Here is a 25,607-nt window from a genome sequence, read left to right as displayed (position 1 = left end):
ATTTCGCCAATGGCGGTGGATGGACTCAGGCGATGGAAGGTATCAACGCAGAAACGCCGCAACCCGATCAGGGTCATCGAAGGGCCAGTCCAGCTCCGCCCCTGTATCGATCCGACGGAGCACGGGGATGCGCAAGCCATAGGCTTCGGACAAGGCCTCGCTTTCGGCGATATCCACCAGTTCTACCAAGAGGCCATGCTCGACGAAAGGCATCAGCACGCCCTCGGCAACTTCACACAGGTGGCACCCCAGGGTGCCGAACAACTGGCATTCAGGCGGCATGGCAGGTAGACCCGAAAAAATAGACGATCATTCTAGGCTCGCTCCACGTGGCCGTCGAGCGGCGTACCGTGGCTCATCATGTTTCAGTAAAACGCTGACGCAAATCATTGAGCTCAAATGTCTTTTCGGCAATGCTCGACATATTTTCTCTCCTAAGCTGGATGTCAGCGTCTTGAAACGGAGTTCCTCTTGTTCGCCAACCTGCTGATCATCCTAGCCTCGTCCCTGGTAGTCATCGCCCTGTTCAGGCGATTGCGCCTGCCACCGGTACTCGGCTACCTCTGCGTCGGGCTGGCGGTCGGCCCCACAGCCCTGGACTGGGTAAACGACAGCGAGGAATTGCCGGATCTGGCCGAGCTCGGCGTGGTCTTCCTGTTGTTCTCGCTGGGGCTGGAATTCTCGTTGTCGAAGATGCTCGAACTGCGCAGGGTGGTGTTCGGCCTCGGCAGTTTGCAGGTGGTGTGTTCGGGGGTGCTGCTGGGGGGCGTGCTGGTGATCTGCGGTGCCCCGGCGCTGGCGGCACTGCTCCTGGGCGCCGGGCTGGCGCTGTCGTCCACGGCCATCGTCAGCAAGGAGCTGACCAGCCTGGGAGAAATTTTCAGTAGTCACGGCCAGAACGCTATCGGTGTGCTGCTGTTCCAGGATGTCGTTGCGGTATTACTGCTGACCCTGGTGCCGGTCTTTGCCGGCAGCAGCGAGTACGCCTGGTACTGGGCGCTCCCCGTGACCTTGGGCAAGACTCTGCTGCTGTTCGGCGGCCTGCTGCTTGCCAGCCGCTGGCTGCTGCCCCGACTGTTCCATGAAGTAGCCGCGTCCCGGTCCGCCGAACTGTTCGTGCTGCTGGCGCTGGTGATCGTACTGCTCACCGCATGGCTGACGCACCTGCTCGGCCTGTCACCGGCCCTGGGGGCATTCCTGGCCGGCATGCTGCTGGGAGAAAGCCATTACCGGCACCAGATCGAGGCCGATATACGTCCATTCCGCGACATCCTGCTGGGGCTGTTTTTCGTCAGCATCGGCATGCTGATCGATCTTCAACTGTTTATCGACGATGGTCTGCAAATACTCGGCTTGACCCTCGGCTTGATGATCATCAAGGGCTGCGTGGTCGCCGCGCTGGTCAAGTGGCGTGGCAGCGACGGCGAAACCGCGTGGCGCAGCGGGCTGGCCCTGGCTCAGGGTGGCGAGTTCTGTTTTGCCCTGATGGCATTGATGCAGCAGAACCGCCTGATGCCCGCCGACATCGGCGGCCTGCTGTTGGCCGCGACATTCTGCTCGATGCTGCTGACTCCGCTTCTGCTGCGTGCAGCGCCGGGGATTGCCGCGCGCCTGCACCACAAACCCAACCAGGAAGCACAACTGGACCAGATCAGCGAACTCAATGCAGGCTTGTCGGGTCATGTGGTGATCTGCGGGTATGGTCGGGTGGGCCAGTCCATCGGGCGGTTCCTGCGCCGCGAAGGCCTGGCCTTTGTCGCCCTCGACGACGACCCGGTGATCATTCAGGAAGCGACGGTCGATGAGCGTTGCGTACATTACGGGGACTCACGCCGGGCAGACCTGCTGGCCGCCGTCGGACTGAGCCGCGCCCGGCTGCTGGTCATTGCGGTCGACAAGACCGACATCGCGCTGACCGTGCTCAGGGCAGCCCGACGCGTCAACCCGCAGGTACCGATTCTGGTGCGCACTCGGGACGACAGCCAACTGGCCGAACTGCAGGCCGCCGGAGCGACCGAAGTGGTCCCGGAACTGCTTGAATCGAGCCTGATGCTCGCCTCTCACGCGCTAGTCATGCTCGGGCTGCCGGAGCAGCGGGTCCGGCATCATGTGGATCAGGTTCGTCACGAACGCTATGGCCTGCTGCACGGGTTCTATCCCGGCAATCAAGACAAGGAACCGTAGCGCAGCACTCAGTCCTGACTGACGGCACCGATCTTGTGGATCGACAGATCGGCACCGTAGTACTCCTCTTCCTGGGTCAGCCGCAGGCCCAGCACGAACTTGATCGCGCCATAAACCGCGAACCCGCCAACCAGGGCAATGACGACGCCCAACGCGGTGCCGACCAGTTGACTGACCAGGCTGACGCCGCCCAGGCCACCCAAGGCTTGCTGGCCGAAAATGCCGCAGGCAATGCCACCCCAGACGCCGCACAGGCCATGAAGGGGCCAGACCCCGAGCACGTCGTCGATTTTCCACTTGCCTTGGGCCGCGGTGAAACACCAGACAAACAGCCCGCCCGCGATGGCTCCGGTCGCCAGCGCACCCACCGGATGCATCAGGTCGGAACCGGCACAGACCGCCACCAACCCGGCCAACGGGCCGTTATGCAGGAAGCCGGGGTCGTTGCGCCCGATGATCAAGGCCGCCACGGTCCCGCCGACCATTGCCATCAACGAGTTGACCGCCACCAACCCACTGACTCCAGGCAACGTCTGGGCACTCATCACGTTGAAACCGAACCAGCCGACAATAAGAATCCACGAGCCCAACGCCAGGAACGGGATGCTCGAAGGCGCGAACGCCACCAGGCGCCCGTCCCGGTAGCGGCCATTGCGCGGTCCGAGCAACAGTACCGCGGCCAATGCCAGCCAGCCGCCCATGGCATGCACGACCACGGAGCCGGCAAAGTCATGGAAACTGGCGCCGAAACGGGCTTGCAGCCAGGCTTGCAGGCCGTAGTTGCCATTCCAGACCAGGCCTTCGAAAAACGGGTAGATGAACGCTACGATCAGCACCGTGGCGCACAACTGCGGTACGAACCGGGCACGCTCGGCGATTCCTCCGGAAATAATGGCCGGGATCGCGGCGGCAAAGGTCAGCAGGAAGAAAAACTTCACCAGGCTGTAGCCGTGATCGGCGCTGAGCACCGCCGCCGGCTGCAAAAATGTCACGCCGTAGGAAATCCAGTAGCCTATGAAGAAATAGGCCAGGGTCGACACTGCGAAATCGCTGAGAATCTTCGACAACGCATTGACCTGATTCTTTTGCCGGACGGTGCCTACTTCAAGGAACGCGAAGCCGGCGTGCATGGCCAGAACCATGACCGCACCGAGCAGGATGAACAGCGTGTTGGAGCTGTGGACCAGACTGTCCACGGCGCTTTGCAGATTTTCCATGGTGTTGGCAGACCTGAAAAAAGTTGAAAAGGCACCAAAGCGGTTCATTCGAGCGGCCGACGCACCAAGTTGAAACGCCGCACTCCCCTGCGAGCCGCTTTGGTGCACGAAAGCCGCTGTCGCGACGTTACGCAGCGAGGTGCTTCGCGGGTTTTGATTATTTGAGTTAAGGTTTTGCTGGCTTTTGCCCAGCTTCAGCGCACCGGCGCATGCTGACGCACCAGTACATGGCGGATGCCAGAGCAAAGTTGTACCAGCAGTTTCACTGAACCTTCCGGCAAGGCTCATACTCGAACGCTTCAGACGTCACTTACGGAGATGCACCAATGGCCAGAACCCAGGCAAAGACTGCTCAAGAAACCTTGAAGGAAGACTTCCAGACGCTGGTCAAGGACACCGAACGGTTGCTGGACCACACGGCGACCCTGGCGGGTGATCAGGCTGACGAATTGCGCAGCCAGATCCACGAAACCCTTTTGCGCGCCCGTGAAACCCTCCAACTGACCGAAGACTCGGTACGCGAGCGCGGTCAGGCTGCAGTGATTGCCACCGAAGAATATGTGCAGGCCAATCCTTGGCAATCGGTCGGCATCGCTGCGGGCGTGGGCTTTTTGATCGGACTGCTGGCGACACGGCGCTAATGATGGGCATCGACGAATCCGGCTCGCCCGAATCGGGCACGAAGCCTACCGCGCGGCGCCTGGGCGCGGCATTCCTCGGCTTGCTGCACAGTCATGTCGAACTGTTCGGCATCGAATTGCAGGAGCAGAAGGCCCGCACCGTCAGCCTGTTGTTGTTTGCCGGGCTTGCGCTGGTTTTCGGTTTGCTGCTGCTGGTGGGGCTGTCCGCACTGGTGCTGATTCTGGTGTGGGATACCTATCGCCTCGCGGGAATCATCGGCCTCTGCCTGTTTTATCTGCTGGCGGCGTTGTTCTGCGGGCTTCGGCTCAAGGCAGCGATTTTTGATGAGTCCTCGCCTTTCCATGCCACCCTCGAAGAACTCGCCAACGACCGGGAGCGCCTGTTGCCATGAGTCGGCCCGATATTCCCCAAGCCCGTACCCGGCAGGAGATGCGCAAGGCGCTGGTGCGCCTGCGCATGGAGATGCACCGCCAGGAAATTCGCCAGGAAACCCGGCAACTGCTGCACCCGCTGCAACGGGTGCGCGGCTTTACGCAAAGCTGGCATGAGGGCTTCGGCCTGAAGCATGCGTCACTCTGGGGCGTGGCCGCCGTGTCCTTGCTCGGCTTCCTCGGCGGCAAGCGGACCCGAAGCGGACGCTCAGGACGCTCAGGTGGCTTCTCGCGACTGATCCGGCTGGCAACCGCGCTGCTGCCGCTGATCAAGCTGGCCAAGACTGTACGCAAACCCTGACGGCCGTGTCCTCGGACCGACCCTGAACGGGCCTTTCCATTGGAACGGCCCGATTGCCCCGTCCGTGCAACACCCGGGTACAACAGGCCGATGCCTGCGGCCCTTGCAGGACGCGTCCCGAACCGGGAAGCTAGGGCATCGACTCACCAAACGGAGCAACTGGCCTTGGATTGGCACACCCTGCTGACTCGCGAACGCCTGGGAAAACCCCTGCACAGTCCGGAAGAACTGGGCCGCAGCCCTTTCCATAAAGACCACGACCGCATCATCTTTTCCGGTGCATTCCGTCGCCTCGGACGCAAGACCCAGGTGCATCCGGTCTCCAGCAACGATCATATCCACACGCGCCTGACCCATTCGCTGGAAGTCAGTTGCGTCGGGCGCTCCCTGGGCATGCGCGTGGGAGAAACCATCCGCGGCGCCCTGCCAGACTGGTGTGAACCCAGCGACCTGGGCATGGTGGTGCAATCGGCCTGCCTGGCCCACGACATCGGCAACCCGCCGTTCGGCCACTCCGGTGAAGACGCCATCCGCTACTGGTTTCAACAGGCGGCCGGACGAGGCTGGCTGGATGCCATGAGCGAGGCCGAGCGCAATGACTTTCTCAATTTTGAGGGTAATGCCCAAGGATTCCGGGTCCTCACCCAACTCGAATACCATCAGTTCGACGGCGGCACCCGGCTGACCTACGCGACACTTGGCACTTACCTGAAATATCCCTGGACTGCCCGCCATGCCGACTCCCTGGGCTACAAGAAGCACAAGTTCGGCTGCTATCAGAGCGAACTGCCGTTGCTCGAGCAGATTGCCCACAAGCTCGGCCTGCCGCAAATCGAGGACCAGCGCTGGGCAAGGCATCCGCTGGTCTACCTGATGGAGGCAGCCGACGATATCTGCTACGCGCTCATCGACCTGGAAGACGGCGTGGAAATGGAGCTGCTGGAATACCCGCAGGTGGAATCGCTGCTGCTGGATCTGGTCGGCGATGACCTGCCGGAGACTTATCGTCAGCTTGGCCCGTTGGATTCCCGGCGGCGCAAACTGGCGATCCTGCGCGGCAAGGCCATCGAACACCTGACAAACGCCGCCGCCCGGGCGTTCGTCGAGCAGCAGGAGGCGTTGCTGGCCGGCACATTGCAAGGGGACCTGGTGGAACACATGCATGGCCCGGCCAAACGCTGCGTCTTGAACGCCAAGGACATGGCCCGCAAGAAGATATTCCAGGACAAGCGCAAGACCCTGCACGAAATCGGTGCCTACACCACGCTGGAAATTCTGCTCAACGGGTTCTGTGGTGCCGCCCTGGAACAACACGGCGGCCGTACACCCTCGTTCAAGAATCGGCGCATCCTCGATCTGCTGGGCAACAACGCGCCAGATCCTGACGGCCCCTTGCACAGCGCGTTCCTGCGAATGATCGATTTCATCGCCGGCATGACCGACAGCTATGCCAGCGAAATGGCACAGGAAATGACCGGTCGCACTCGTCAATAAGCTCAGCGCCGCCTTTATCGGCGGCTCACTCAACAGCAGATAAACAAACTTTTCTAAAACTCGCTATCTCTACGAAATGAGCGAAACAAGCTACTGACGGACTACGCGTGCCTGATTAAAAGTTAAACACCTTGCCTTGAATAGAATATAAGACGCGCTCGTCCCACTCCATTCGCCTACCAACAACCTAAATACTTCGTAGTACCTTGCCTCTTTTCTTGTAGGAAACTTCCGAAACTGGAAATGTAGCCCCGTCTCCTCGTACGACCCTGACTTAACTGGGCTAAGGTGCGCGCTTTATTCAGTTCGCAGGGGATTTATTCATGAACTCCGTTTTCATTGTCGACGATCATCCGGTCATCCGCCTCGCCGTTCGAATGCTGCTGGAGCATGAAGGTTATAAAGTTGTAGGAGAAACCGACAACGGCGTCGACGCGATGCAAATGGTCCGTGAATGTATGCCGGACCTGGTCATTCTGGACATCAGCATTCCCAAGCTTGATGGGTTGGAAATTCTTTCACGCTTCAACGCAATGACCGCCCCGATCAAGACGCTGGTGCTCACGGCGCAATCACCGACGCTGTTTGGCATCCGCTGCATGCAATCTGGTGCCTCTGGCTATGTGTGTAAACAGGAAGACCTCAGTGAACTGATCAGCGCAATTAAGGCCGTACTGTCCGGCTATAACTATTTCCCGAGCCAGGCGTTGACGCCCCTGCGTCATGATGATCCGCGCAGTATCGAGCTGGATCTTTTCAAAAGCGTCAACGATCGCGAATTGATGGTGCTGCAACTTTTCGCGCAGGGTCGTACCAACAAAGACATCGCCAAAGGCATGTTTCTCAGCAATAAAACCGTCAGCACGTATAAAAAACGCTTGATGCAGAAGCTCAAGGTCAAGTCCCTGGTAGATCTGATCGAGATGGCCAAGCGCAACGCACTGGTCTGAGAAATAACAGCATGTACAGATGTCTACGCGAACTTCTTCTGCTGTCGTGCGCAGGACTCTATGCCGCGACCCTCATGGCCGCCCCGCAGTTGCCCGAGCGCTATACGCTGCTGAGTCGGGCGACGGCGGATCCCATGCAGATCAGACTCGACGCTCCCCATCGCGCCTGGCTGCAAGGTCGTCAGGAGCTGGTCCTGGGTACATCCGCACCGGATTATCCCCCGTTCGATCTTTCCACCAGTGGCCGCGATTATGAAGGCATGACTGCCGATTACGCGGGTGTCGTCGCCCAGGCGACCGGTTTACCGATGAAGGTATTGCGCTTCAGTTCCCGTGGCGAAGCGATTGCCGCGCTCGAAAGCGGGCAAATCGACTTGCTCGGCAGCGCCAACGGTTTCGAGGCCAGCAATCCGGGTATCGCCCTGTCGAAACCCTATGCAGTAGACCAGCCCGTCCTGGTTACCCGGACGGGCGACAGCCCATCCCTGACCGAAGATCTCGAAGGGCTGCGGCTGAGCATGGCCTATCACTACCTGCCCCTGGATGAAATCAGAAAACTCTATCCCAAGGCGCAGATCACCACCTACACCTCCTATCAGAACGCCATCAATGCCGTCGCCTTCGGCCAGGCCGACGTATTTCTCGGCGACACCGTTTCTACCCACTATCTGATCAACAAGGGTTACCTGAGCAACGTCCGCATGGCCAGCTTCGGAAAACACGAAACCTACGGTTTCAGTTTCGCGGTCCGCCGGGATAATGCCCTGCTGCTGGAAATCCTGAACGCTACGCTGAGCCAGCTCCCGATTGCGGAGCAGACGGCGATCTCAAAACGCTGGAGTGCCGGCAGCGACCTGTACCTCACGGATCAGCGGATACAACTGACTGACCGCGAACAACGTTGGCTGACGAAGCATCCCGTCGTTCGCGTGGCCGTAAACGAAACGTTCGCGCCGTTTACGTTCTTCGATCCGGACGGTGATTTTCGCGGTATCAGCGCCGACCTGCTGGAACTGATCAGGCTGCGTACCGGCCTGCGCCTGGAGATCCAGCGGCGCCAGACTGACGGCGAAATGATCTCCGCGGTGGTGAACGGCGAGGCCGACATGATTGCCGCGCTCCTGCCCAGCAGCGAACGGCAACAGTTCTTGAAGTTCAGCCGTCCCTACCTCGACAGCGCCTTTGTCCTGCTGACCCGCAAGCAATCCGACACGCCCGCGACCCTCGACCAGCTCGCCGGCAAGCGTCTGGCAATCGCCGCGGGCAATCCCATCATCGACTGGCTGCGCAGCGAATATCCGCATATCCAACTGGTCGAGGCCGCCGACTCCCTGCGGGCCGTCGATATGCTTGCCCAGGGTGAGGCCGATGGCAGCGTCAGTTCGCTGGTCATGGCCAATTATTTCCTGTCTTCCCACACGCTGCGCGACACATTGCAGATCAGCAGCACCGTAGGCACCCGACAAGCCCTGTTCTCGTTGGCCAGCGCAACGAACTTACCAGAGTTGAGCTCGATCCTGGACAAGGCCCTGACCAGCATCGAACCCGCCGAACTGGGGGTCATCAACAACCGCTGGCGAGGGCATATCTCGGCGGCGGAGCTTACCTGGCGCACCTATCACCGGCTGTTCCTGCAGTTTGTCGCAGGCGCCGGCCTGTTGTTGCTGCTGTCCCTGGCGTGGAATGCCTATATGCGGCGGCAGATCAGGCAACGCCAGAAGGCGGAGCTGGCGCTCAACGACCAGCTTGAATTCATGCATGCCCTGCTCAACGGCACCCCCCATCCGATCTACGTGAGGGACCGCCATGGGCTTCTGCAAAGCTGTAACGACAGTTACCTGGAATCGTTCAACGCAACACGCGAAGAAGTAATCGGCAAGGACGTCGCGGCGGTATCCATGAGCAATGCTTTCGAAGCGCAGGAATATCGGGCGGACTACCAGCGTGTCATGGCCGAAGGCACCGCCTTGATCACCGACCGGCCGCTGCACATTGGCGCTCGGAAGCTGACGATCTATCACTGGATCCTCCCCTACCGTAACGCCGCGGGACACGTGCAAGGCATCATCGGTGGCTGGATCGACATCAGTGAACGGCGCCAGCTTGTCGAGGAACTGCATGCCGCCAAGGAACAGGCCGACGCCGCCAATCGCGCGAAAAGCACCTTCCTGGCGACCATGAGCCATGAAATCCGTACGCCTATGAACGCAGTGATCGGCATGCTGGAACTGGCCCTCAAGCATGCCGACAAGGGACAGGTCGACCGTTCGACCATAGCGGTCGCGTACGAATCGGCCTCAGGCATGCTGGAGCTGATCGGCGATATCCTGGACATTGCCCGCATCGAATCAGGCCACCTGACCCTGGCCCCCGAACGAGTGAATGTCAGCGCCTTGCTGCGCTCGGTGGTCCGGGTATTCGAGGGACTGGCCCGGCAAAAGAATCTGCTGTTGTCACTGCAAGTAGAGCCCGCCGACGACAAACACGACGTCCTGATAGACCCGTCGAGATTCAAGCAGGTGATCTCGAACCTGATCAGCAATGCCTTGAAATTTACCGAACAGGGCGAGGTGAAGGTCCGCGCCAGGCTTTCCCGAACCGCTCACGAAAATACGTTGCGGATGCAGATAGAAGTCAGCGACAGCGGCATTGGCATCAGCCCGGAGGACATGCAGCGCCTGTTCGAACCGTTTGCCCAGGCCGACAACAGCAGTCGGATGGCCCGCAAAGGCGCGGGGCTGGGCCTGGTGATCAGCCGCCAGTTGTGCCAGATGATGGGCGGTGAGTTGTCCCTGGACAGCCAACCGGGCGTCGGTACCCAGGTCCGGCTTACCCTGGAGCCGAGCATCCTGGCCGAAACGACGATCGGCGTCCCGGCGGAGCCTGCGGTCGAAACGGCCACGGCCCGATTGAGCGTCCTGGTGGTGGATGATCACCCGGCCAATCGTTTATTGATGACGCAGCAACTGGAATACCTCGGTCATCGCCACTCCCTCGCCAACGATGGCGCGCAAGGGCTCAAGGCTTGGCATGAGGGTGATTTCGACCTGATCATCGCCGACTGCAACATGCCCGTCATGAGCGGTTACGAGCTTGCCAGGGCCATCCGTCGGTACGAGGCCGAACATCAACAGCCGCGCTGCACCATCCTCGGGTTCACCGCCAATGCGCAACCCGAGGAGAAGCAGCGCTGCAAGGAGGCCGGAATGGACGACTGCCTGTTCAAGCCGATCAACCTGAGCACCCTGAGCCAATGGATGAACACGATCAAGCCCGCGAGCCGCCCAGCCGTGTTCAATGTCCGGAGCCTGCACATGCTCACCGGCGGCGACCCGATCTCCGTCCGGCGGCTGCTGGCGGAACTGCTCAGCAGCAACCGTTCCGACCGCCAGGAGCTGCTCCAAGCCGCCCGTACCGGCCCTTCCCAAGCGCTCGCCGAAACGGCGCACAAGATAAAAGGTGTCGCCCGTATCGTGCAGGCAAATGTGCTGATCGAATTGTGCGAGGCTCTGGAAATCGCCTGTCATCAGGAGCAGGCGCCCGGACAAATCGACGCCTGCGCGAAAGCGCTCCACCGGGCGATGACCGAACTGGAACAGGCGCTGGAAACGGAGATCGCCAAGACAGGATAATCCAGTGTTTACTATGCTGTTGGCTCAGCAGTGCGTATCAGGGGGCGATCTCCCCCCGAACACTTGGAGTGACGGATATGCCCAGCGCACCGCGTCCGGAAAAACGCCGGTTTCCCCTGCACGTCCATATCAGCGTGATGTTTACCCTGCTCTTGCTGCTGACCGGCGTCGTGCTGGGCGTCTTCAACTATCGGCAAACCACCCAGATCATCCTGTCCAGCAGCGAAAAGCTGTTCAATCGAATTGAACAGGACGTACGCCTGGACCTGTACGACACCTACGAACCGATCCGTCATCTGCTGGGCCTGCTGGCCGATTACCCGGCGACGCGTGCGCCTGGGATGGCGCAACGGCTGGACCTGCTCGTGCCGTTCAGCCAGGCGCTGCGAGACAACCCGAACCTGGCGTCGCTGTACCTGGGTGACAGCAAGGGCGAGTTTTTCATGGTCCGGCCGTTGCGCACCGATGCCTTGAGGGCTGCGATGAAGGCACCGGTCGGCGCGCTGTATCAGGTCTGGACCGTGGAGCGCGCCGGCAACGAAGGCCTGGTTCGCTCGCAATCGCTGTTCTATGACCGGGACCTGAACCTTCTCAGCCGCCTGCAACATCCTGACGAAACCTACGATCCGCGCAGCCGGGGCTGGTTCCGTAGCGCCTTGAACAGCCATGAACAGATCACCACCGAACCCTACGTGTTCTTTTCCACCCGAAACATCGGCACCACCCTTGCGCGGCGCAGCGGCGAGCAGGCCGTCATCGGCGCTGACCTGACCCTGGCCGCCCTGTCCCAGACATTGGCCAAGCACAAGGTGAGCGCCGGCACCGAAATTGTCCTGATCGATCCCCAAGGCAACGCGGTGGGCTATCCGGACAGTCCCCGATTGATCGCCGACATTCAGTCGTCCCGCCTGATCAAGGCGCGTGACCTTGCCCCGGCCATCGCCGCTGCGCTCGATGACCACACTGACACGCCACGCCTGGAAGCGGCCGGACGCCAATGGATCGTTTCCCGCAGCCACATGCAGGAGGGCGGGCCGCAGGGTCTGGAGTTGGCCTTGCTGGTGCCGGAGGACGAACTGCTCGCCGATGCCTATCGCCTGCGCTGGCAAGGCGCGCTGATCACCCTCGCCACGTTGCTGATGTGCCTGCCCCTCGGCTGGCTGACCTCGCGAATCCTGGTCAAGCCCTTGCGCGCACTGGTCAAGGAAGCCGACGCCATTCGCAGCTTCGATTTCAACTACCCGGTGTCCCGCCGTTCTCCGGTGCTGGAGGTCGATCAACTGGGTGTTTCGATGGCCCGCATGAAAGAAACCCTGGCGAGTTTTTTCGAGATCACGGCCAGCCTGCGCGCTGAAACCCGCTTTGCCCCGCTATTGGAGCGGGTGTTGTTCGAGACGGTGAAAATCGGCCAGGCCCAGGCCGGCCTGATCTATCTGCGCGAACACGACGAGGAGCAAGTCAAGCCCTACGGGCTGGTGATCGATGGGACGCCTCGGGACCTGCAAGCCTTCGCCCTGCGAGGCTACGCACTGAATGGCGCGGACAGCCCGCCGTGGTTACAGGAACTGGCGACGGCGGAGACCCTGGTGTCCTCGCTGGGCTTCGAGCAGGCTGCCGATTTGCGCAGCGTCCTGCTGGAGCTGGATGCCCCGCGCGTGCACCTGATCGGCATCCGCTTGCGTAACCGCCATCAGGAAACCGTTGGCATCTTGTTGCTGTTGATCACAGACAGCGGCGCCGAAGCCGACCTGGAGAAACTCCAGCCGGACCGCATCGCCTTTCTCCAGGCCGTTTCCGGCACCGCGACGGTGAGCATCGAAAGCCAGCGCCTGCAAGCCAGGCAAAAGCAGCTGCTGGACTCATTCATCCAACTGCTCGCCGGGGCGATCGATGCCAAGAGCCCTTACACCGGCGGCCATTGCCAGCGAGTGCCAGCCCTGACGCTGATGCTCGCCCAGGCCGCGGCCGCCAGCCGGGCACCGGCGTTCGACGCCTACCGGCCAACGGACGATGAATGGGAAGCGCTGCACATCGCTGCCTGGCTGCATGACTGCGGCAAGGTCACCACACCCGAGTATGTAGTGGACAAGGCCACCAAGCTGGAAACCCTGAACGACCGGATCCATGAAATCCGTACCCGCTTCGAGGTACTCAAGCGCGACGCCTGGATCGATTACTGGCAGGCCCTGGCAACCGGTGGCGAATCGTCAGCCCTGGCCCGCCAGCGCGACGCGACGCTGGCCGCCCTCGATGATGACTTTGCCTTTGTCGCACGCTGCAACCTGGGCTCCGAAGCCATGGCCGAGAGTGATTTGCAGCGTCTGCAACGCATCGCCCGGCGCACGTGGACGCGCACCCTGGATGACCGCCTGGGAGTTTCCTGGGAGGAAAGCCGACGCCAGGCGCGCACACCCACGCCGACGCTTCCGGTGACTGAATCGCTGCTGGCGGACAAACCCGAGCATTTGATCGAGCGGCATGCAGCCGAGCTGATTCCGGCAGACAACCCATGGGGCTTCCAGCTCGATGTACCGCGCTGGAAATACAACCGCGGCGAACTCTACAACCTCAGCATCACGCGCGGCACACTGACCCGCGAAGAACGTTATGTGATCAACCACCATATGGTGCAGACGATCCTGATGCTCAGCCAGCTGCCCTTCCCCAGTCACCTGGAAAACGTTGCGGAAATCGCCGGCGGCCATCACGAGAAAATGGATGGCAGCGGTTATCCGAAGCGACTCAAGCGCGAGCAGATGAGCCTGCCGGCTCGAATGATGGCGATTGCCGATATCTTCGAAGCGCTGACCGCAGCGGATCGCCCGTATAAAAAAGCCAAGAAACTGAGTGAAGCCCTCGGCATCATGGCCACCATGTGCCGCGACGCCCACATCGATCCCGAGCTGTTCCAGCTGTTTGTCGACGAGCGAATCTACTTGCGTTATGCCGAGGAGTTCCTGGACCCGAGCCAGATCGATGAGATCGACCCGGGCAGCCTGCTGGTCAAGGCCGGGCTGAAGGTGTGATCAGCAATCGGTCAGCCGCAGGAAGATTGCCGCCAGTTGCTCGATGCCGGTCTGGTCGTGCTCGGTGAAGCGCGCCGGTTTCGGACTGTCCAGGTCCAGCACGCCGATCAGGCGTCCCTCTTTGACCAGCGGCACCACCAGTTCGCTGTTCGAGGCGCTGTCGCAGGCAATGTGCCCGGGAAACGCGTGGACATCTTCGACACGCTGGGTTTGGCGAGTCGCTGCCGCCGTGCCGCAGACACCACGACCGAAGGGAATGCGCACACAGGCAATCTGGCCCTGGAACGGCCCCAACACCAGTTCCTCGTTACGGTTGAGGTAGAAACCGGCCCAGTTCAGATCATCCAACTGACTGAACAGGAAAGCCGAGAATTGCGCGGCATTGGCGATGAAGTCGCGTTCATCCGCCAGCAACGATTGCAGCTGTGCCGACAACAGGCCGTAGCCTTCGAGGCCTTCACCGGTATGGGTCAAATCGATCATGCCTTGTGCCCCAGGAGTTTGAGCCCCACCCAATAACGGGCAAATTGATAGGCGCAACGTCCGTTGCGGTTGCCACGTCCGGTTGCCCAGCGCACCGCCTCCACATCCAGTGCTTCGTCACGCTGCCAGTCGAGCCCGGCCTTGGCCGCCAGCTCGCCGATCCAATGCTCTACCACATCGAGGAAATGCTCCTGGGTAAACGGATAGAACGACAGCCACAACCCGAAGCGGTCGGACAAGGCGATCTTGTCTTCCACCGCCTCGCTGGGGTGCAGCTCGCCGTCGACCCGTTTCCAGTTCTCGTTGTCGCTTTCCTTTTCCGGTACCAGGTGACGGCGGTTCGAGGTGGCGTACAGCAGCACATTGTCCGGCGCCTGTTCCAGGGAACCGTCGAGCACACTCTTGAGCACGCGGTAGTCGCCTTCGCCGGACTCGAACGACAGGTCATCGCAGAACAGCACAAAACGCTGGGGCAGTTTTGCCACCTGCTCGACTAGCCGGGGCAGATCGGCCAGGTGGTCACGCTCGATCTCGATCAAGCGCAGGCCCTGCCCGGCATGCTCAGCCAGCAAGGCCCGTACCAGCGACGACTTGCCGGTGCCGCGCGAGCCCCAGAGCAAAGCGTGGTTGGCCGGCATGCCATCGATGAACTGACGGGTGTTGCGGCCCAGTTGTTCAACCTGACGGTCGACACCGATCAGGTCCGACAGGCGCATGTCGAGGCTGACCGTCAACGGCATCAGGAAACCGCTGCGCCCGTCACGTTGCCAGCGCGCGGCCAGGGTCTGGTTCCAGTCGATGTCGGGCCGCGGGGCGGGCAACAAGGGCTCGATACGGGCAAGCACCGCATCGGCGCGCTCAAGAAAAGCATTCAATCGGGCGTCCACGTCTTTTCCTCGGACAAGTTCACGGTAATGATGACGCTACAGCGACGAAACGACGAGGCCAGCTGCGGGTCTGTTTCAGACAATGCAAACCGGCCGCACCGGTATTCGGAAATGATCAGCTATGCTTGACCGGCGAAGGGAAACGTAAGTGGTTCACCATCCCATGGACATCAGATTCACCCAACGGCTGTCGTACAAACAGGCTCGACTGACCGTCATGGTGGGTTTCGTGCTGGGCACCTTCCTAAGCCTGGTACAGATCGGCATCGATTATGCCAGCGAAGACGCGTCGATCAACCGTGAAATCCTCTCGTTGCTGGAAATCAGCCACAACCCGGCCTCGCGCATCGCCTATAACATCGATGCCGAGCTTGCCCAGGAATTGGCCCTGGGCCTGTTGCGCTCGCCGGCCATCGTCGGCGCCGAACTGATCGATAACAACAATACGGTGCTGGCCAGCGTCAAGCGACCCGAGCTGCAAAGCAGCTACCGATTTATCAGCGACTCGCTTTTTGGCGCCCAACGACAGTTCGAAGACCGGCTCTACCTGAATCATTCGCCGGGCGAGTCCCTCGGCGTGCTGCGACTGGATGTAGACACTTATGCGTTCGGCAGCCGTTTCCTGCGCCGGGCCGAGGTGACACTGCTCAACGGTTTCGCCCGCAGCCTGATCCTGACCGGCCTGCTGCTCGCGCTGTTCTACGTCATGCTGACCAAACCCTTGGTGCGGGTTATCCGCGAACTCAGCAGCCGCGACCCGGGCAGCAGCGAACAGCGCCCGCTGGAATGTCCTTCCGGCCACCAACACGACGAAATCGGCGTGCTGGTCTCGGTCGCCAACCAGCAGTTCGAGAATGTCTCCACTGAAATCCAGCAACGGCGCGCGGCTGAAAATCGTCTGACCGATTACCTGGCGCAACTGGAGAATATCGTTTCGGCGCGCACGGCCGAGCTAAAGGCCATCAATGCCCGGCTCAGCCAGTCCAACGAGGAGCTGGATATTGCCCGGCGCACCGCCTTGGACATGGCTGACGCGCGCTCCGCGTTCCTGGCCAACATGAGCCATGAAATCCGCACCCCCCTAAATGGCTTGCTCGGGATGATCGCCCTGTCCCTGGATGGCCCGTTGACGGCCGAGCAACAACAACAGCTGTCGATAGCGCATGACTCCGGCAAGGTATTGGTCGAACTGCTCAACGACATTCTCGATCTGTCCAAATTCGACGCCGGCCAACTGGAACTCGAACGTATCCCGTTCGACCTTGGCGCGCTGGTCGAAGACACCGCCAACCTGCTGTCGCAGAACGCGGCGCCAAGCGTCGAACTGGCGTGTCTGATCGACCCGCAGTTCCCAGCCCAGGTACTGGGCGACCCGACCCGCGTTCGCCAGATCGTCAGCAACCTGCTTTCCAACGCGTTGAAGTTCACCCGTTTCGGTCGGGTCGATGTGCGCTTGAATCACTATGAAGGCGGCGTGCGGGTCGAGGTCTGGGACACCGGCATCGGCATTCCCCAGGAGGACCAGGCGCGGATTCTCCAGCCGTTCACCCAGGCCGGCGCGGGCATTACCCGCCAGTTCGGCGGCACCGGGCTGGGCCTGGCACTGACCTACAACCTCTGCGAGGCGATGCGGGGCCGGTTGACGATCAGTTCCGAGGCGGGCTTCGGAAGCCAGTTCTGCGCCGACCTGCCGCTGCCCGCCCACAGCCCGGCCGCGCCCGTCGAGACCTTGCGGGGCAACGTGGTCGCCATCACCACCGCCAACAGCGGGCTGGCCGAATTGCTGGGCATGTTGCTGCCGGTCTGGGGACTGGACTACATACAACGCACCGTGGACGACGGCTTGCTGGGGCTCAAGCCGGACATCCTGATCACCGATTGCCCGGAATGCCTGTTCAATTTACGCCCGACCTTCGACGCCCCGATCCTGCTCGTCACCGCCTATGGCAGTTTCATGCCCAGCGAAGAAGCCGCCGCCCTCGCGCCTTTGCTGCAGCAGGCCCGACCGCTGGCGCGCCACGCGCTTTACCAGATCCTGCGCCGGGCCCTGCAAAGCGAGGCGACGACCATCAACGACGCGCAGATCGAAGCACTGGCGCCCTCGCGGCGTGGCCGGGTGCTGCTGGTGGAGGACAACCCGGTCAACCAACTGGTGGCCAAGGGCATGCTGGTCAAGCTGGGCTGTGAGGTAGTGGTCGCGGCCCATGGCGCCGAAGCCCTGGACCAGCTCGAACAGCAAGCGTTCGACCTGGTCCTGATGGACTGCAACATGCCGGTCATGGATGGTTACGAAGCCAGCCGGCAGATTCGCCGCAGCGGCCGCTGGCCGGACCTGCCAATCGTCGCGCTGACGGCCAACGCGATGCCCGAGGAGCGCGAACGCTGCCGGGCCGCCGGCATGAGTGATTACCTGTCCAAGCCGTTCCGTCGCGAGGAACTGGCGGCATTGCTGGACCAGTGGGTGCCGACTACGTCAGCCCTTTGATCTGCTTGAGCAGGTGATCCAGGCCATCGCGCAACTCGCCCACGCGATCCAGATCGATCCCGCTGTCGCACAGCAGGCGCGCCTTGAGCGGGCCGACCTGCTTGCGCAAGGCGCGGCCCGCATCCGACAGGCTCAAATGCACCTCTCGCTCATCCTGGACCGAGCGTTGGCGGCGGATCAGACTCAGTTGCTCCAGGCGCTTGAGCAACGGTGTCAGCGTGCCGGAATCCAGCAGCAGACGCTCTCCAAGCGCCTTGACCGTGGGCTGCTCCGGGGTGTTGTCCTGCCATTCCCACAGCACCAGCATCGCCAGGTACTGCGGATAGGTCAGGCCAAGCTGATCGAGCATCGGCTTGTAGCCACGAATCACCGCCCGTGATGCGGCGTAAAGCTTGAAGCACAACTGACTGTCGAGCTTCAGCGAATCGACTGACAGGTCGCTCATTTGAGCAGGGCTTCGATCTCGCCGGTGAGATCCTCGGGCTTGGTGGTCGGGGCGAAGCGCTTGACCACCTGGCCGTCCTTGCCAATCAGGAACTTGGTGAAATTCCACTTGATGCCCTTGGACCCCAGCACACCGGGCGCCCGCTGCTTGAGCTGGACAAATAGCGGATGGGCGTTGGCCCCGTTGACATCAACCTTCTTGAACAGCGGAAAACTCACGCCGAAGTTGAGCTCGCAAAATTCGGAGATCGCCCCTTCGTTGCCTGGTTCCTGCTTGCCGAACTGGTTGCAAGGAAAGCCCAGCACCACCAGGCCCTGGTCCTTGTAGGATTGCCACAAAGCCTCAAGGCCTTTGTACTGCGGGGTGAAGCCGCATTGGCTGGCGGTGTTGACCACCAGCACGGCCTTGCCGGCGAAATCGGCGAGCGTCTTCTGCTCGCCCTTGATGGTGGTGCAGGGAATGCTCAGCAGATTGTCGGTCATGGGACGGCTCCAGAGGGAAGTTGGATGCCGAAGATAGCGAGCAATTAAATTGTGTGCAATTTAATTTAGCTGCAAAACCGAGTCCTGTGGCGAGGGGATTTATCCCCGCTGGGTCGCAAAGCGACCCTGGAAGGTTGGATACTCTCGCTCTGCACACAGAAGAATGGGGCTGCTTCGCAGCCCAGCGGGGATAAATCCCCTCACCACAAAGACTGTGCCGATTACTCGCGAGGCACGAGATCCAGGCACACCGAGTTGATGCAGTAACGCAGGCCAGTGGGCGGTGGGCCGTCGGGGAAGACATGGCCCAGATGCGCGTCGCATCTGGCGCAGACCACCTCGGTGCGAATCATGCCGTGGCTGACATCTCGCACCTCCACCACCGCGCTACCTTCGATCGGCGCGTAGAAACTCGGCCAGCCGCAGCCGGAATCGAATTTGGTCGTCGAATCGAACAACGGCTCGTTGCAGCAGATGCAGTGGTAGATGCCGTCGGTCTTGGTCGCGTTGTACTTGCCGGAAAATGGGCGTTCGGTGCCTTTGAGGCGACAGACGTTGTACTGCTCCGGGTCGAGCATCTCACGCCATTCTTCAAGGGTTTTCTGCAACTTTTCCATCGTCCTACCTCGGCAATTGAAAAAGCCCGATCCGACGCTTTTCCGCAGATCGGGCGGCACGTATGATTGCGCCTCGTCAGGCGCCAGTCTGGCAGTCACGTCATGCGCATTCAAATGGATTGTGGCGCATCTACCGCGTCCGGCCCGGGCACAGACGCAGGATCCCCAGTACGGTAGTTCATACGCCGCCTGGATCGTTCATTTTCGGGAACACATCGCCATGCAGGTCAGCAAATCGAACAAGCTCGCCAACGTCTGCTACGACATTCGCGGCCCGGTGCTCAAGCACGCCAAACGCCTGGAAGAGGAAGGCCATCGCATCCTCAAGCTGAACATCGGCAACCCGGCGCCCTTTGGTTTCGAAGCCCCCGATGAAATTCTCCAGGACGTCATCCGCAACCTGCCGACCGCGCAAGGCTACAGCGACTCCAAGGGCCTGTTCAGCGCCCGCAAGGCCGTGATGCAGTATTACCAGCAGAAGCAGGTCGAAGGCATCGGCATCGAGGACATCTACCTGGGCAACGGCGTGTCCGAGCTGATCGTGATGTCGATGCAGGCCTTGCTCAACAACGGCGACGAAGTGCTGGTGCCGGCGCCGGATTATCCGCTGTGGACCGCCGCCGTCAGCCTGTCCGGTGGCAACCCGGTGCATTACCTGTGCGACGAGCAGGCCAACTGGTTCCCTGACCTGGCGGACATCAAGGCCAAGATCACCCCGAATACCAAGGCCCTGGTGATCATCAACCCGAACAACCCGACCGGCGCGGTGTACTCCCGCGAGGTGCTGCTGGGCATGCTCGAACTGGCCCGACAGCACAACCTGGTGGTGTTCTCCGACGAGATCTACGACAAGATCCTCTACGACGACGCCGTGCACGTCTGCACCGCCTCGCTGGCACCGGACCTGCTGTGCCTGACCTTCAACGGCCTCTCCAAGTCCTATCGTGTCGCCGGCTTCCGCTCCGGCTGGATCGCCATCTCCGGCCCCAAGCACCACGCTCAGAGCTACATCGAAGGCATCGACATGCTGGCCAACATGCGTCTGTGCGCCAACGTGCCGAGCCAGCATGCGATCCAGACAGCGTTGGGTGGCTACCAGAGCATCAACGACCTGGTCCTGCCCCAGGGCCGTTTGCTGGAACAGCGCAATCGCACCTGGGAACTGCTCAATGACATCCCCGGCGTCAGCTGCGTCAAGCCGATGGGTGCGTTGTATGCCTTCCCGCGAATCGACCCGAAGGTCTGCCCGATCCACAACGACGAGAAATTCGTCCTCGACCTGCTGCTGTCGGAGAAATTGCTGGTCGTCCAGGGCACAGCGTTCAACTGGCCATGGCCGGACCATTTCCGCGTCGTGACCCTGCCGCGGGTTGACGACCTCGATCAGGCCATTGGCCGCATCGGCAATTTCCTCAAATCCTACCGTCAATGATCCAGACGGAGTGCGGGGCGTTCGCCTCGCGCTCTGTTTGATTCAGCAACATATCCATTTTCCTGCCTTCGCAGGTTTCTGGCGCGGGGACTCGTTGTCCGATGGACGACGAGACGCAACGTTCACGGGGCGCAGCGGCCACATTTCTTTTCCGGCGCAACTTTCAGAAAAGTCTTTCAAACAATGAGGACCGCTGTAGGACACAGTTTGAAATAGAAGGCGAGTTGAATAGCCTGCGGCAGCACCTTATATACCCCGCATAACGCTACATCTTTAGCATGAGGAGATTGCTACCACCATGATGCGCATCCTGCTGTTCTTGGCCACTAACCTGGCGGTCGTGCTGATTGCCAGCATCACCCTGAGCCTTTTCGGCTTCAACGGGTTCATGGCGGCCAACGGGGTTGATCTCAACCTCAATCAGCTGCTGATCTTCTGTGCGGTGTTCGGTTTTGCCGGTTCCCTCTTCTCGCTGTTCATCTCCAAGTGGATGGCGAAGATGAGCACCGGCACCCAGATCATCAGCCAGCCGCGCACTCGTCACGAACAATGGCTGCTGCAGACCGTCGAGCAGTTGTCCCGTGAAGCCGGGATCAAGATGCCGGAAGTCGGGATCTTCCCGGCGTACGAAGCCAACGCCTTCGCCACCGGCTGGAACAAGAACGACGCCCTGGTCGCCGTCAGCCAGGGCCTGCTGGAACGGTTTTCGCCAGATGAAGTGAAAGCTGTGCTGGCCCACGAGATCGGCCACGTCGCCAACGGCGACATGGTGACTCTGGCGTTGATCCAGGGTGTGGTGAACACCTTCGTCATGTTCTTCGCCCGCATCATCGGCAACTTTGTCGACAAGGTGATTTTCAAGAACGAAGAAGGCCAGGGTATCGCCTACTACGTGGCGACTATCTTCGCCGAGCTGGTCCTGGGCATCCTCGCCAGCGCCATCGTCATGTGGTTCTCGCGCAAACGCGAGTTCCGCGCCGATGACGCCGGTGCGCGACTTGCAGGCACCAGCGCCATGATCGGCGCCCTGCAGCGCCTGCGTGCCGAACAAGGCCTGCCGGTGCACATGCCCGATACCTTGAACGCCTTCGGCATCAACGGCGGCATCAAGCAGGGCCTGGCTCGCATGTTCATGAGCCACCCACCGCTGGAAGAGCGAATCGACGCACTGCGTCGTCGCGGCTAACCGCCAACTGATACAAGAAAGCCCGCAGCGATGCGGGCTTTCTTTTGCCTGCTAAGTCAAAAGCGGCAGCGGGCCCGTCCGGGACGGGGTCATTGAGCGCACCCCACGACTGGACACCAGATATGCCCGTTCATCCAGCCGCTTCACGCCCGCCTGCAAGAACTTCCAACTCTCGCCCAGCACATCCTGCTCCTGCAGGACTTGCAATTGCCAAGCCCTGCCCAGCAACCGCTGCACCTCTTCATGTCCTACCGAAAACGGCGGCCCAGGCATCTCGTCCTGGTTGTAGTCCAGGGTAATCAGCAGCCCGACGCAGTCCGGCATTATGTTCTGCAGATGGGCCGCATAGCGCTCGCGCATCGGTGCAGGCAGGGCGATCAGTGCCGCACGGTCATACAACGTCGCGCAATCCGCGACGTCCAAAGGCGTCAACGCAAAGACATCACCGCAGCGGATCTCGATGGCACCAGAACGAAATACCTTGAAGGCGCCCTCCTCACTCACGTTTGGCTCAAGCTGATGCTCCTGGAAAAAATCAGTGACGGCCTTTTCCGATAGCTCCACCCCCAGCACGGAAAAACCTTGTTGCGCCAACCACAGCAGATCCAGCGTCTTGCCGCACAAGGGCACTAATACTCGAGTTTCTTCAGGCAATCCCAACTGTGGCCAGAAACGCTGCAAGTAAGGGTTCACTTCCGGCAGATGAAAACCGATCTGGTTGGTTGACCAACGCTTGTGCCAAAACTCGGGGTCCATGGGAATCCCTCCATAAATTCGATCAAAACGGGTTAAAACTTATATTAGATTTCGATCGTTGACCTGACCGAAGATGAACCCATCTTAACGCTCAGGAGCCCGTCCATGCTGCCCAGCCTGTTTATCTCCCATGGTTCACCGATGCTTGCCCTGGAACCCGGCGAGAGCGGCCCGGCCTTGGCTCGCCTGGCCGCGCAAATGCCGAAGCCCAAGGCCATCGTGATTGTGTCCGCCCATTGGGAGAGCAATGAACTGCTGATCAGCGCCAACCCGCGACCGCGCACATGGCATGACTTCGGTGGCTTCCCGAAAGCGTTGTACGAAGTGCAATATCCGGCGCCAGGCGATCCCCTGCTGGCAACGCAGGTCGCCGAACTGCTCAATGCAGCGCAATTGCCGGCACGCCTGGAGACAGGGCGGCCATCGGACCATGGCGTCTGGGTGCCGCTGTCGTTGATGTACCCCGAGGCCGATATTCCCGTGGTACAGGTTTCCCTGCCCAGCCAGCGCGGCCCGACACTGCAGACGCAGGTCGGCCGGGCTCTGGCAGGACTGCGCGAACAGGACATCCTGCTGATCGGTTCCGGCAGCATCACGCATAACCTGGGGGATCTGGACTGGAACGCCGGCCCTGACAGCATCGAGCCCTGGGCCAAGGCATTCCGCGATTGGATAGTGGCGCAACTGGCGGCCAACGACGAGTTCGCGTTGCATGATTACCGCCGCCAGGCCCCCAATGCGGTGCGTAGCCATCCCAGCGACGAGCACCTGCTGCCGCTGTATTTTGCCCGGGGTGCGGGTGGGAAATTCAGTATTGCCCATGAAGGGTTCACGATGGGAACGTTGGGGATGGACATTTATCGGTTTGATTGACGTACCGAGTCGCTCCAATTCGCGAGCAGGCTCGCTCCCACAGGCAATACAAATCCAGTGTGGGAGCGAGCCTGCTCGCGAATGGCGTCACCCATCTATCCCACCAGCAAATGACAGGCAAAAAAAATCCCCGAACCAGTCGGGGATTTTCTCATGCTCGATCAATCAGCCTGCGGGCCGATCAATCCTCGCGATAACGACGCAGCTTGAGCTGCTTGCCAGCCACGCGAGTGTCCTTGAGCTTGGTCAGCAACTTTTCCAGGCCTTCTTCCGGCAGTTCCACCAGGCTGAAGCTGTCACGCACCTGGATGCGACCGATCGCTTCGCGGGCCAGGCCGCCTTCGTTGAGGATCGCGCCCAGCAGGTTCTTGGCGGCAATGCCGTCACGAGCGCCCAGCGCGGTACGGCAGCGGGCACGGCCTTCGCCCAGCGGGATCGGCGCGCGACGCTCGCGATCACCACGGTCCGGACGATCACCGGTACGCTCGGGACGATCGCCACGCGGTGCGCTGTTCGGCACCAGTGGACGTTCCTTCTCGATCGCCGCCAGGGTCAGCGCCTGACCGTTGGTAGCCTTGCGCAGCAGGGCAGCGGCCAGGGCACGCGGGGTGCAACCGATGTCGGCGGTCAGGCGATCGAGCAGATCACCATGGGTCGATTCGGCGTCAGCCACCAGCGGCGACAGGCTGTTGGTCAGTTTCTTGATGCGGGCATCGAGAACGGCCTGGGCGTCCGGCAGGCGAACTTCCGCGACCTTCTGACCGGTTACACGCTCGATCACTTGCAGCATGCGGCGCTCACGCGGAGTCACCAGCAGCAGCGCGCGACCTTCCCGACCGGCACGGCCGGTACGGCCGATACGGTGGACGTAGGATTCCGGATCGTACGGCATGTCCACGTTGAACACGTGGGTGATGCGCGGAACGTCCAGACCACGGGCAGCAACGTCGGTCGCCACAACGATGTCCAGACGGCCATCCTTGAGGGAATCGATCACGCGCTCGCGCTGGTTCTGGGCAATGTCACCGTTCAGCGCAGCGGCTTTGTAGCCTTTGGCTTCCAGGGCGCTGGCCAGGTCCAGGGTCGCTTGCTTGGTGCGCACGAACATGATCAGGGCGTCGAAGTCTTCCACTTCCAGCAAGCTGAGAACGGCGGAAGTCTTCTGGTCAGCGTGAACCAGCAGGTGAGCCTGCTCGATCGCGGTAACGGTCTGGGTCTTGGTCTGGATCTTCACGTGTTGCGGATCGCGCAGGTGGCGCTCGGCAATGGCACGGATCGATTGCGGCAAGGTGGCCGAGAACAAAACAGTCTGGCGAGTCGCTGGCAGGGCCTTGAAGATGACTTCCAGGTCATCCATGAAGCCCAGCTTGAGCATTTCGTCCGCTTCGTCGAGAACCAGGTGGTTCACGGTAGCGAGGACTTTCTCGTCACGACGCAGGTGGTCGCAGAGACGGCCCGGGGTGGCGACAACGATCTGCGCGCCATTACGGATTGCTTTCAGTTGTGGGCCCATCGGGGCGCCGCCGTAAACGGCCACAACGGTAACGCCAGGCATTTGCTTGGAGTAGGTTTCGAAAGCGGTTGCTACTTGCAGCGCCAACTCACGGGTTGGCGCCAGGATCAGGGCTTGCGGCTCGCGCTTGGCAGGATCGATGCGATGCAGGATCGGCAGGGCGAACGCAGCGGTTTTACCCGTACCGGTTTGCGCCTGGCCAATCATGTCGTGGCCGGCCATGATGATCGGGATCGATTGCTGCTGAATAGCCGAAGGTTCTTCGTAGCCAGTCGCAATGACGGCAGCAAGAATGTTCGGGTTGAGATTAAAAGCGGCGAAGCCGCCGGTTTCCTGGGTCATGGGTCTGCCTCTAAGTGCATCCGCAAAGACCCATGCTCCAAAGCTGCGCATGCCGTGTTGAGACTCAAGAGTCGCCCTGGCTGCTTTGTCGGCGGGGATTTGCGAAAACGAATGAATGAAAAAGAACGTCGTGGAAGCATCCGTTGTGCGGACATGCAACCGAAGCTGGCTTCGGGGAATTGCGCTACCGTGACGCGGCCCGGCTAAAGGCCGGCGCGCACTATACCGG

General features: G+C 61.0%; 21 protein-coding genes. 12 read left to right on the top strand and 9 right to left on the bottom strand.

Annotated features, from left to right (window positions below):
- Window positions 1-42: 42 nt before the first annotated feature.
- Entirely contained in the window at window positions 43-282 is a 240-nt protein-coding gene (locus tag J3P96_RS09155) for a glutaredoxin family protein (protein WP_434574141.1), read from the bottom strand.
- Window positions 283-471: 189 nt separating this feature from the next.
- Between J3P96_RS09155 and J3P96_RS09150 the strand changes: the two genes are divergently transcribed.
- Window positions 472-2,184, top strand: coding sequence for a cation:proton antiporter (locus J3P96_RS09150; protein ID WP_434656585.1), 1,713 nt, complete (start codon window positions 472-474; stop codon window positions 2,182-2,184).
- Window positions 2,185-2,192: 8 nt separating this feature from the next.
- Here J3P96_RS09150 and J3P96_RS09145 read toward each other — a convergent pair whose 3' ends face one another.
- Window positions 2,193-3,401, bottom strand: coding sequence for an ammonium transporter (locus J3P96_RS09145; RefSeq protein WP_434656584.1), 1,209 nt, complete (start codon window positions 3,399-3,401; stop codon window positions 2,193-2,195).
- Window positions 3,402-3,727: 326 nt separating this feature from the next.
- Here J3P96_RS09145 and J3P96_RS09140 point away from each other — a divergent pair, with 326 nt between their 5' ends.
- The 7 genes from J3P96_RS09140 (at window position 3,728) to J3P96_RS09110 (ending at window position 13,877) form a co-directional block, all read left to right on the top strand.
- Window positions 3,728-4,042, top strand: a complete 315-nt coding sequence (locus J3P96_RS09140) for a DUF883 family protein (RefSeq protein ID WP_434572838.1) — start codon at window positions 3,728-3,730, stop codon at window positions 4,040-4,042.
- Between the two features lie 2 nt (window positions 4,043-4,044).
- Window positions 4,045-4,434: a phage holin family protein gene (locus J3P96_RS09135; protein ID WP_305499799.1), complete on the top strand. Its 390-nt coding sequence runs from the start codon at window positions 4,045-4,047 to the stop codon at window positions 4,432-4,434.
- Complete coding sequence (locus J3P96_RS09130) at window positions 4,431-4,775, top strand: hypothetical protein (protein ID WP_434629485.1); 345 nt, start codon at window positions 4,431-4,433, stop codon at window positions 4,773-4,775. The genes J3P96_RS09135 and J3P96_RS09130 overlap by 4 nt, the downstream gene beginning before the upstream one ends.
- Window positions 4,776-4,940: 165 nt before the next feature.
- Window positions 4,941-6,269 (top strand): deoxyguanosinetriphosphate triphosphohydrolase, encoded by a 1,329-nt coding sequence (locus tag J3P96_RS09125; protein WP_305499797.1) that lies wholly within the window; start codon window positions 4,941-4,943, stop codon window positions 6,267-6,269.
- A gap of 323 nt (window positions 6,270-6,592) precedes the next feature.
- On the top strand, window positions 6,593-7,219 hold the full coding sequence (locus J3P96_RS09120) for a response regulator transcription factor (protein ID WP_305499795.1): 627 nt from the start codon (window positions 6,593-6,595) through the stop codon (window positions 7,217-7,219).
- Between the two features lie 11 nt (window positions 7,220-7,230).
- The gene (locus J3P96_RS09115) at window positions 7,231-10,851 is read left to right on the top strand and encodes a transporter substrate-binding domain-containing protein (protein ID WP_434656582.1); all 3,621 of its coding nucleotides are present in this window, start codon (window positions 7,231-7,233) and stop codon (window positions 10,849-10,851) included.
- Window positions 10,852-10,928: 77 nt separating this feature from the next.
- A complete protein-coding gene (locus J3P96_RS09110; RefSeq protein WP_434656580.1) occupies window positions 10,929-13,877 on the top strand; it encodes an HD domain-containing phosphohydrolase in 2,949 nt (982 codons plus the stop codon).
- Here the strand turns inward: J3P96_RS09110 and J3P96_RS09105 are convergent, their stop codons facing one another.
- Window positions 13,878-14,360, bottom strand: a complete 483-nt coding sequence (locus J3P96_RS09105; RefSeq protein WP_434656579.1) for a GAF domain-containing protein — start codon at window positions 14,358-14,360, stop codon at window positions 13,878-13,880.
- A complete protein-coding gene (locus J3P96_RS09100) occupies window positions 14,357-15,247 on the bottom strand; it encodes an ATP-binding protein (protein WP_434656577.1) in 891 nt (296 codons plus the stop codon). Before J3P96_RS09100 ends, J3P96_RS09105 begins: the two co-directional genes overlap by 4 nt.
- A 163-nt stretch (window positions 15,248-15,410) precedes the next feature.
- Between J3P96_RS09100 and J3P96_RS09095 the strand changes: the two genes are divergently transcribed.
- A complete protein-coding gene (locus J3P96_RS09095; protein ID WP_434656576.1) occupies window positions 15,411-17,732 on the top strand; it encodes a response regulator in 2,322 nt (773 codons plus the stop codon).
- Here J3P96_RS09095 and J3P96_RS09090 read toward each other — a convergent pair.
- From J3P96_RS09090 to msrB, 3 genes are all read right to left on the bottom strand, one after another.
- Window positions 17,716-18,177 carry a MarR family winged helix-turn-helix transcriptional regulator gene (locus J3P96_RS09090; RefSeq protein WP_434656575.1) on the bottom strand — a complete coding sequence of 154 codons (462 nt, stop codon included), beginning with the start codon at window positions 18,175-18,177 and terminating at the stop codon, window positions 17,716-17,718. The two genes, J3P96_RS09095 and J3P96_RS09090, sit on opposite strands and share 17 nt — an antisense overlap.
- Entirely contained in the window at window positions 18,174-18,659 is a 486-nt protein-coding gene (locus J3P96_RS09085) for a glutathione peroxidase (protein WP_434601396.1), read from the bottom strand. Before J3P96_RS09085 ends, J3P96_RS09090 begins: the two co-directional genes overlap by 4 nt.
- A gap of 221 nt (window positions 18,660-18,880) precedes the next feature.
- Window positions 18,881-19,276 (bottom strand): peptide-methionine (R)-S-oxide reductase MsrB, encoded by a 396-nt coding sequence (msrB, locus tag J3P96_RS09080; RefSeq protein ID WP_434629465.1) that lies wholly within the window; start codon window positions 19,274-19,276, stop codon window positions 18,881-18,883.
- Window positions 19,277-19,496: 220 nt separating this feature from the next.
- Here msrB and J3P96_RS09075 point away from each other — a divergent pair, with 220 nt between their 5' ends.
- Both J3P96_RS09075 and htpX read left to right on the top strand, forming a co-directional pair.
- The gene (locus J3P96_RS09075; RefSeq protein WP_018603142.1) at window positions 19,497-20,708 is read left to right on the top strand and encodes a pyridoxal phosphate-dependent aminotransferase; all 1,212 of its coding nucleotides are present in this window, start codon (window positions 19,497-19,499) and stop codon (window positions 20,706-20,708) included.
- A 298-nt stretch (window positions 20,709-21,006) separates the two neighbouring features.
- Window positions 21,007-21,894 carry a protease HtpX gene (gene htpX / locus J3P96_RS09070; protein ID WP_003183732.1) on the top strand — a complete coding sequence of 296 codons (888 nt, stop codon included), beginning with the start codon at window positions 21,007-21,009 and terminating at the stop codon, window positions 21,892-21,894.
- A 51-nt stretch (window positions 21,895-21,945) separates the two neighbouring features.
- On the opposite strand, the gene J3P96_RS09065 is transcribed toward htpX, so the two are convergent.
- Window positions 21,946-22,650, bottom strand: a complete 705-nt coding sequence (locus tag J3P96_RS09065) for a thiopurine S-methyltransferase (protein ID WP_434656573.1) — start codon at window positions 22,648-22,650, stop codon at window positions 21,946-21,948.
- Window positions 22,651-22,755: 105 nt separating this feature from the next.
- Here J3P96_RS09065 and J3P96_RS09060 point away from each other — a divergent pair, with 105 nt between their 5' ends.
- Window positions 22,756-23,523: a DODA-type extradiol aromatic ring-opening family dioxygenase gene (locus J3P96_RS09060; protein ID WP_434656571.1), complete on the top strand. Its 768-nt coding sequence runs from the start codon at window positions 22,756-22,758 to the stop codon at window positions 23,521-23,523.
- Window positions 23,524-23,704: 181 nt separating this feature from the next.
- Here J3P96_RS09060 and J3P96_RS09055 read toward each other — a convergent pair whose 3' ends face one another.
- The gene (locus tag J3P96_RS09055) at window positions 23,705-25,378 is read right to left on the bottom strand and encodes a DEAD/DEAH box helicase (RefSeq protein ID WP_305499776.1); all 1,674 of its coding nucleotides are present in this window, start codon (window positions 25,376-25,378) and stop codon (window positions 23,705-23,707) included.
- Window positions 25,379-25,607 lie beyond the last annotated feature (229 nt).

The organism is Pseudomonas sp. R3-56, assembly GCF_051132075.1.
In the GTDB taxonomy this organism is placed as follows: Bacteria; Pseudomonadota; Gammaproteobacteria; order Pseudomonadales; family Pseudomonadaceae; genus Aquipseudomonas.
Note: the sequence above shows the minus strand (reverse complement) of the source record. Positions and strands in the feature narration are given on the sequence as shown.